Source organism: Kitasatospora sp. NPDC004799, assembly GCF_040609095.1.
Lineage (GTDB): Bacteria > Actinomycetota > Actinomycetes > Streptomycetales > Streptomycetaceae > Kitasatospora.
Window position 1 is genome coordinate 24,132 of the sequence record NZ_JBEXJK010000052.1, and the last position, 6,292, is coordinate 30,423.

The 6,292-nt window shown below is 73.9% G+C and carries 5 protein-coding genes and 1 pseudogene; all 6 read left to right on the plus strand.

Going from position 1 to position 6,292, the window contains the following annotated elements; translation table 11 throughout:
* Positions 1 to 208: 208 nt before the first annotated feature.
* Positions 209 to 1,939, plus strand: a complete 1,731-nt coding sequence (locus ABZW03_RS10130; protein WP_355254548.1) for a peptidoglycan-binding protein — start codon at positions 209 to 211, stop codon at positions 1,937 to 1,939.
* A 25-nt stretch (positions 1,940 to 1,964) separates the two neighbouring features.
* Entirely contained in the window at positions 1,965 to 2,435 is a 471-nt protein-coding gene (locus ABZW03_RS10135) for a hypothetical protein (protein WP_355254550.1), read from the plus strand.
* Positions 2,436 to 2,575: 140 nt separating this feature from the next.
* On the plus strand, positions 2,576 to 4,480 hold the full coding sequence (locus ABZW03_RS10140) for a phage tail sheath C-terminal domain-containing protein (protein ID WP_355254552.1): 1,905 nt from the start codon (positions 2,576 to 2,578) through the stop codon (positions 4,478 to 4,480).
* A 7-nt stretch (positions 4,481 to 4,487) separates the two neighbouring features.
* Entirely contained in the window at positions 4,488 to 5,012 is a 525-nt protein-coding gene (locus ABZW03_RS10145) for a phage tail protein (protein WP_049649365.1), read from the plus strand.
* A gap of 10 nt (positions 5,013 to 5,022) precedes the next feature.
* Complete coding sequence (locus ABZW03_RS10150; RefSeq protein ID WP_355254554.1) at positions 5,023 to 5,766, plus strand: hypothetical protein; 744 nt, start codon at positions 5,023 to 5,025, stop codon at positions 5,764 to 5,766.
* Positions 5,759 to 6,292, plus strand: a pseudogene (locus tag ABZW03_RS10155) (hypothetical protein); the annotation flags it as partial. The gene ABZW03_RS10150 and the pseudogene ABZW03_RS10155, both read left to right, overlap by 8 nt.

Below are 6,292 nucleotides of genomic sequence, written 5' to 3' on the forward strand. Positions count from 1 at the left end.
GCGCACCGACGGGAGGCCACTGGCATAGGCCCGCGGCACCGGCCACTGCGGGAGACTCGCCAGAGCGCACAAAACACTTGGAAAACAAGGGAGTTGACCTTTCGCGGACGGTACTGTGGAGTGAGCATGACGCTCTGGCCGGCGTCGCGAGCCCCGGGCTGGGGCCGGTCGGCCGTAGCTGCCATCGGCGCAAAGGGGGAGCTTCCTGATGGCATACGCGAAGGGTTATGACGTCTCCGACTTCCAGTCGGGCATTCCGGGGGACGCGGAGTTCGTCTTCATCAAGGCCACCGAGGGCGGCCGCACCGGCCAGGCGGGCTACGCCGACAAGCTCGCGGACGCCCGGCGGCGGGGGCTGGTGGTCGGGCACTACCACTTCCTGCACGCGGAGAACCCGGTCGACGGCGAGATCGAGCACTTCTGCCGGGTCGTCGGGCGGATCCCCGCGGGCGAGCTGCTGGTGCTGGACTTCGAGCCGTACGGGCAGCCGGTCGGCATCGGGGACGCGACCGCGGCGAAGAACCGGTGGCTGGCGGCGGTCAAGCAGCGCTACCCGGACCACCTGGTCGGGCTCTACACCAACCGGGACTACTGGCTCCGGACCGACGACAACGCGGGCGACTTCCTGTGGATCGCGGACTACGTGTCCGCGGGCTCGCCGCGCATCCAGGCCTCCTGGCGCTTCCACCAGTACAGCGACGACCCGATCGACGCGGACGTGTTCAACGGCTCGATCGACGAGCTGCGGGCCTGGGCCGGCTCCGGCCAGGGCCCGAGCCCCGAGCCGCCCGCGCCGGCGCCGGACCCGGTGCCCCACGTGCCCGACTGGCCGGGGCTCCAGCTGGTGGACCGCGCGCAGTGGGGGGCGCGGCGCTGGCGCGAGCCCAACGGCTCGATCCCGTACGCCGGCCCGCGCGCCGGGGTGAAGGTGCACTACCTCGGCACGGCGTACACCTACGACAGCCACGACACCTGCCCGGCCTACGTCCGGCGCCTCCAGGCCTCGCACATGGACGACGACCGGTGGTCGGACATCGGCTACAGCTTCGTGGTCTGCGAGCACGGCCACGTCTTCGAGGGCCGCGGCCTGAACCGGCGCAACAGCGCCAACGGCGACGTCGCGCTCAACGAGGCGCACTACGCGGTGTGCGGACTGGTCGGCTCCTCCGGGTCGACCGAGCCGACCCCGGAGATGCTCAACGGGCTGCGGGACGCGATCGAGTACTGCATGCGGCAGGGGCCGGCCGGCCCGGAGATCAAGGGGCACCGGGACGGCTACGCGACCGACTGCCCCGGCCCGGCGCTGTACGCCTGGGTGGCCTCGGGTGCGCCGCGCCCGGACGGGCCGGCGCCCGCGCCCCAGCAGCCCGCGCCGCAGCCGGACCCGACCCCGGCCCGGTACCAGAGCAGCGTCGGCGGGCTGCCGTACGGCTACGGCGCGCACGGTCCGCAGGTGACGCTGGTCGGCGAGGCGCTGGTGGCGGCGGGCTTCGGCTCGCACTACGGCGAGGGCCCCGGCCCGAACTGGACCGACGCCGATACCCTCAACTACGCCGACTACCAGCGCAGTCTGGGCTTCTCCGGCGGGGACGCGGACGGCGTGCCCGGCGAGTCCTCGCTGCGCCGGCTGCTCGGCGGGGCCGTCCCGCTGGCCGAGGTGTCGAAGTCGAACGTGGTCGCGGCGGCCCGCCAGGACCCGGACGCGCCCCAGGGCGCCACCACGCACCCGGACGACGTGTACACGGTGGAGCTGGCCCTCGTCGCCGAGGGGCTGCTCGAACGGCAGTGGGCCGACGGCTCGTTCGGCACCCGGACCGTCGACGCCTACGCCGACCTGCAGCGCAGGTACGGGTACAGCGGGCAGCAGGCGGACGGCATCCCCGGCGTCAGCTCGCTGACCCGGCTCGGCCAGGAGCACGGCTTCACGGTCGCCGACTGACTCCCGTCCCCGCCGAGGAGGACCGATGTACCAACTCGCGCTGTCCCTCTGGCGCACCTGCGTGCCCTACGTCGTCGCGTTCCTCGTGGTGCAGGCCGCCCGGCTCGGCGTCCACCTGGACGACGCCTCCGTCACCTCCGCCCTGGTCACCGGGTTCGGCACGGCCTACTACGCGGCGTTCCGGTTCCTGGAGCACCGGTTCGGCGCGCACTGGGGCTGGTTCCTGGGGGCCGCCCGGCCGCCGTCCTACCAGCCGCCGGCCCGTCCGGAACCGGTGCCCGCACCGGCCGCCCCGCAGGCACCGGCCGCCGCGCCCACTCCCGCACCCGCACCGACGCCCGTGCCTGCACCCGCACCTGCACCCGCACCGACGCCCGCGCCTGCACCCGAGCCGGCGCCGGCCGCACCCGCGCCCGTCCCCGCTCCGACACCCGAACCGACGCCGGATCCCACGCCGCCCCGGCCCGACTACCGGAACCTGCCCGAAGGCGGCTGACGACACCTGCCGGGCACCGCCGAGGAGGTCGCGGAACCCCCTGTTCCGACCTCCTCGGAATATGCCCAGTAATACAATTACCTTTTCAAGTTCAGGCCTTGACGCTTTGTCACCTGAATATGAGACTGAGCCTGCCACCAATGCGTCAGGATCCCATTCACGGGCCGCTTGACGCACGAAGTGAACGGAGGGGGAATTTGCCGACGACACCGACCTACCCGGGCGTCTACATCGAAGAGCTTCCCAGTGGCGTCCGTACCATCACCGCGGTGAGCACCTCGGTGACCGCCTTCGTCGGGGCCACCCGGCGCGGCCCGCTCGACCAGCCCGTCACCATCACCAGTTTCGCGGACTTCGAGCGCCGTTTCGGCGGGCTCGCCGGCCAGAGCCCGGTCAGCTACGCCGTCCAGCAGTTCTTCCTCAACGGGGGCTCGATCGCGGTCGTGGTCCGGGTCGCGGCGGCCGGCACCGGCGCCGCCGCGGGCGTCACGCTCAACTCGACGCAGACCTCCACCGCCACCCCGGCCCTGGAGGTCAAGGCCGTCGAGCCGGGGCTCTGGGGCGCGGCGCTGCGGGTGGCCGTGGACTACCGGACGCCGACCCCCGCCGAAACCTTCAACCTCCAGGTCTTCGACACCTCGGGCGCCGTCCGGGAGTCCTTCACGGACCTGTCGGTCCGGGACACCAGCCCCCGGTTCGCCGAGACGGTGGTCAACGGCGGCTCGGCGGTCGTCCGGGTGAAGGTCCTGGCGGACAGCCGGCCGGACCCGGTGGGCACCGTCTCCAAGCCGTTCGCGGCCACCCTGCCGGACCTCACCCACGAGATCCAGGTCAAGATCGGCGACGTCTCGCGCACCTTCAAGATCTACGACCCGGCCGCGGACGGCGCCGCGCCGACCACCGTCGCCGAACTCGCCCTGCTGCTGGAGCGCAAGCTGCGCGCCCTGCCCGACGCCCCGGGCCGGCGGGCCTTCGCGGGCACCCGGGTGAGCGTGTTCGGCCGCCAGCTCCAGGTCGTCGCCGGCTCCACCGACCCGGCCGACGTGGTCCGCTTCCTCGGGGAGGCCGCCAACAACCTCGGCCTGGAGGGCTCGGTCAGCCCGCCCGTGCTCGCCCTCGCCGGCGGCCAGGACGGCGGAGCCCCCGGCCTGACCGACCTGATCGGCAGCGAGGCGGCCAAGACCGGCATCCAGGCCCTGCGCGACGTGCAGGACGTCAACCTGCTGGTGCTGCCGGAGCTGGCCGGCTACGGCAGCATCGACGACGCCGTCACGGTCGTCTCGGCCGCCCAGGCGCTCTGCGCGGAGAAGCGGATGTTCCTGATCGTCGACCCGCCGCAGGCGTGGACGACGCTGGACGCCGCCCGGGCCGGCCTGTCCGCCTTCGACTCCGTGCGCAGCGACCACGCGGCGCTGTACTTCCCGCACCTGGAGCTGGTCGACCCGCTCACCGGCCGGCTGCGCAGCTTCCCGCCCTCGGGCACCGTCGCCGGCGTGATGGCGCGCACCGACGGCCAGCGGGGCGTGTGGAAGGCGCCGGCCGGCACCGAGGCCGTCCTGCCCGGGGTGCGCGCGCTGACCGTCCCGCTGACGGACCGGGAGAACGGGCTGCTGAACCCGCTCGCGGTGAACTGCCTGCGGACGTTCCCGGTGGTGGGCCCGGTGGTCTGGGGCGCCCGGACGATGGCCGGCGCCGACGCGCTGAGCTCGCAGTGGAAGTACGTCCCGGTGCGGCGCCTCGCGCTGATGCTGGAGGAGAGCCTCTACCGCGGCACCAAGTGGGTCGTGTTCGAGCCCAACGACGAGCGGCTGTGGGCGCAGATCCGGCTGAACGTGGGCGCGTTCCTGCACTCGCTGTTCCAGCAGGGCGCCTTCCAGGGGACGTCCGCGCGCTCGGCCTATTTCGTCAAGTGCGACCGGGACACCACCACGCAGGACGACATCAATCGCGGTGTGGTGAACGTCGTGGTCGGATTCGCGCCGCTCAAGCCCGCGGAATTCGTGATCGTCAAGATCGAGCAGCTCGCCGGACAGTTCGAGGTTTAGGATCTCCATGGTCGAGTTCACCGTCAATCCGCACCGGTTCGATCCGTACAAGAACTTCAAGTTCCTGGTCGTCTGGGACGGTCGGGTCGTCGCCGGAATCAGCAAGATCAGCCCGCTCAAGCGCACCACCGAGGTGGTGAAGCACCGCAGCGGGGGCGATCCCAGCGCGCCGCGCAAGTCACCGGGCCGCACCGACTTCGAGGCCGTCACCCTGGAGCGCGGCGTCACCCACGACCCGGAGTTCGACCGCTGGGCCAACAAGGTCTGGATGGTCGGCGCGGGCCGCGGGGCGGAGGTCTCGCTGCGGGACTTCCGCAAGGACCTGGTGATCCAGGTGCTCAACGAGGCCGGGCAGGTGGCCGTCGCCCACAAGCTGTACCGCGCCTGGCCGAGCGAGTACCAGGTGCTCGGCGAACTGGACGCCAACGCCAACGCGGTGGCGATCCAGAGCCTCAAGCTGGAGGTCGAGGGCTGGGAGCGGGACGAGGAGACGCCCGAGCCGGAAGAGCCGTCGTTCCAGCAGCCGGCCTGAGCGGCCACCGATGGAACCGGGGCCGACCCGCACCGCGGAGGCCGAGCTGTTGGCCGTCTGGGAGGCCGGGCTGACGGCCGGCCGCACCGGGCGGGCCCTGCTGCTGCACGCCGTCGCCCGTCCCGGCGCCGGGACGGCGGAGCTGCTGGCCGTGCCGCTCGGCCGGCGGGACGCCGAACTGTTCGGCCTGCGCGCCGAGTTGTTCGGTGAGCAGCTCGACGTGCGGGTCGGCTGCCCGAGTTGTGCGGAGGAGATGGAGTTCGCCTTCGCCGCCGGGCAGTTGGCCGCCGCCGCGCCGCCGCCGGCCGGGCCGCTGCGGGTGGAGCTGGACGGCTGGCGGGTCGGCTTCCGGCTGCCCACCGGCGGCGACCTGGCCGCCGCCGAACGGGCCCCCGAGGGCCGGGCCCGGGCCGTCCTGCTGGAGCGGTGCGTGCTGACCGCCGAGCACGACGGGGAGCCGGTGGCCGCCGGGCAGCTCCCCGAACCGGTCCAGCGGCGGATGGCCGAGGCCGCCGCCGAGGCCGACCCCTGCGCGGACGTCCGGCTGAACCTCAACTGTCCGGAGTGCGGCCGGCCCGCGCTCGCCGAACTGGACATCGCCTCCTACCTCTGGGAGGAGCTGGACGACTGGGCCCGGGCGACCCTGCTCGACGTCCATCTGCTGGCCACCGCCTACGGCTGGAGCGAGCCGGAGGTCCTGGCGCTCAGCCCGCTGCGGCGCCGCTACTACCTGGAGCTGTGTGCAGATGCCTGACCACTTCGACCGCCTGGTGGCGAAGGGCGAACCGGCCGGGGCCGGGGTGCGGGTGCGCCCGCGCCTGCCCGGGCCGTTCGAACGGGCCGACGCGCTCGGGCCGGCGCTGCCGGTCGTCGAGGAGGAGTCGGTCGCCGTGGCCCGGCCAGGCGGGCGGGCGGTCGCCGCGCCGCTCCCCCGGCCCGTGGCGGCCCCGCGTCCGGCGGCGGACGGCGGAACGCCCCGGGCGGCCGTCGGCGAGGACCGGTCGGCCGCCCGGCCCGTCCTCGCGCCGCCGCGCCCGCCGCTGCTGGTCGCGCCGCCGACCGCCCGCTCGGTCCCGCCTGCCGTCGAGCCGGCGGCGCGGGTGGCGGCCGCCCGCCCGGCGGCCGTACCGCCGGCCAGCGCACTGCCCCGGACGGCCCCGCCCGCACTGCCGGCCGGAACGCCGCCCAGTTCGGCCGCCGTGCCGAAGGTGCGGGGGACGCCGTGCCGGTGCCCGGAGCGTTCCGCGGACTCCTTCGAACTCGTGCTCAGGGCCCGCAGT

Bases quoted from the DNA above. Each gene is read 5' to 3' on its own strand.
- ABZW03_RS10130 (WP_355254548.1), top strand. From the start codon at position 209: ATGGCATACGCGAAGGGTTATGACGTCTCCGACTTCCAGTCGGGCATT.
- ABZW03_RS10135 (WP_355254550.1), top strand. From the start codon at position 1,965: ATGTACCAACTCGCGCTGTCCCTCTGGCGCACCTGCGTGCCCTACGTC.
- ABZW03_RS10140 (WP_355254552.1), top strand. From the start codon at position 2,576: ATGCGTCAGGATCCCATTCACGGGCCGCTTGACGCACGAAGTGAACGG.
- ABZW03_RS10145 (WP_049649365.1), top strand. From the start codon at position 4,488: ATGGTCGAGTTCACCGTCAATCCGCACCGGTTCGATCCGTACAAGAAC.
- ABZW03_RS10150 (WP_355254554.1), top strand. From the start codon at position 5,023: ATGGAACCGGGGCCGACCCGCACCGCGGAGGCCGAGCTGTTGGCCGTC.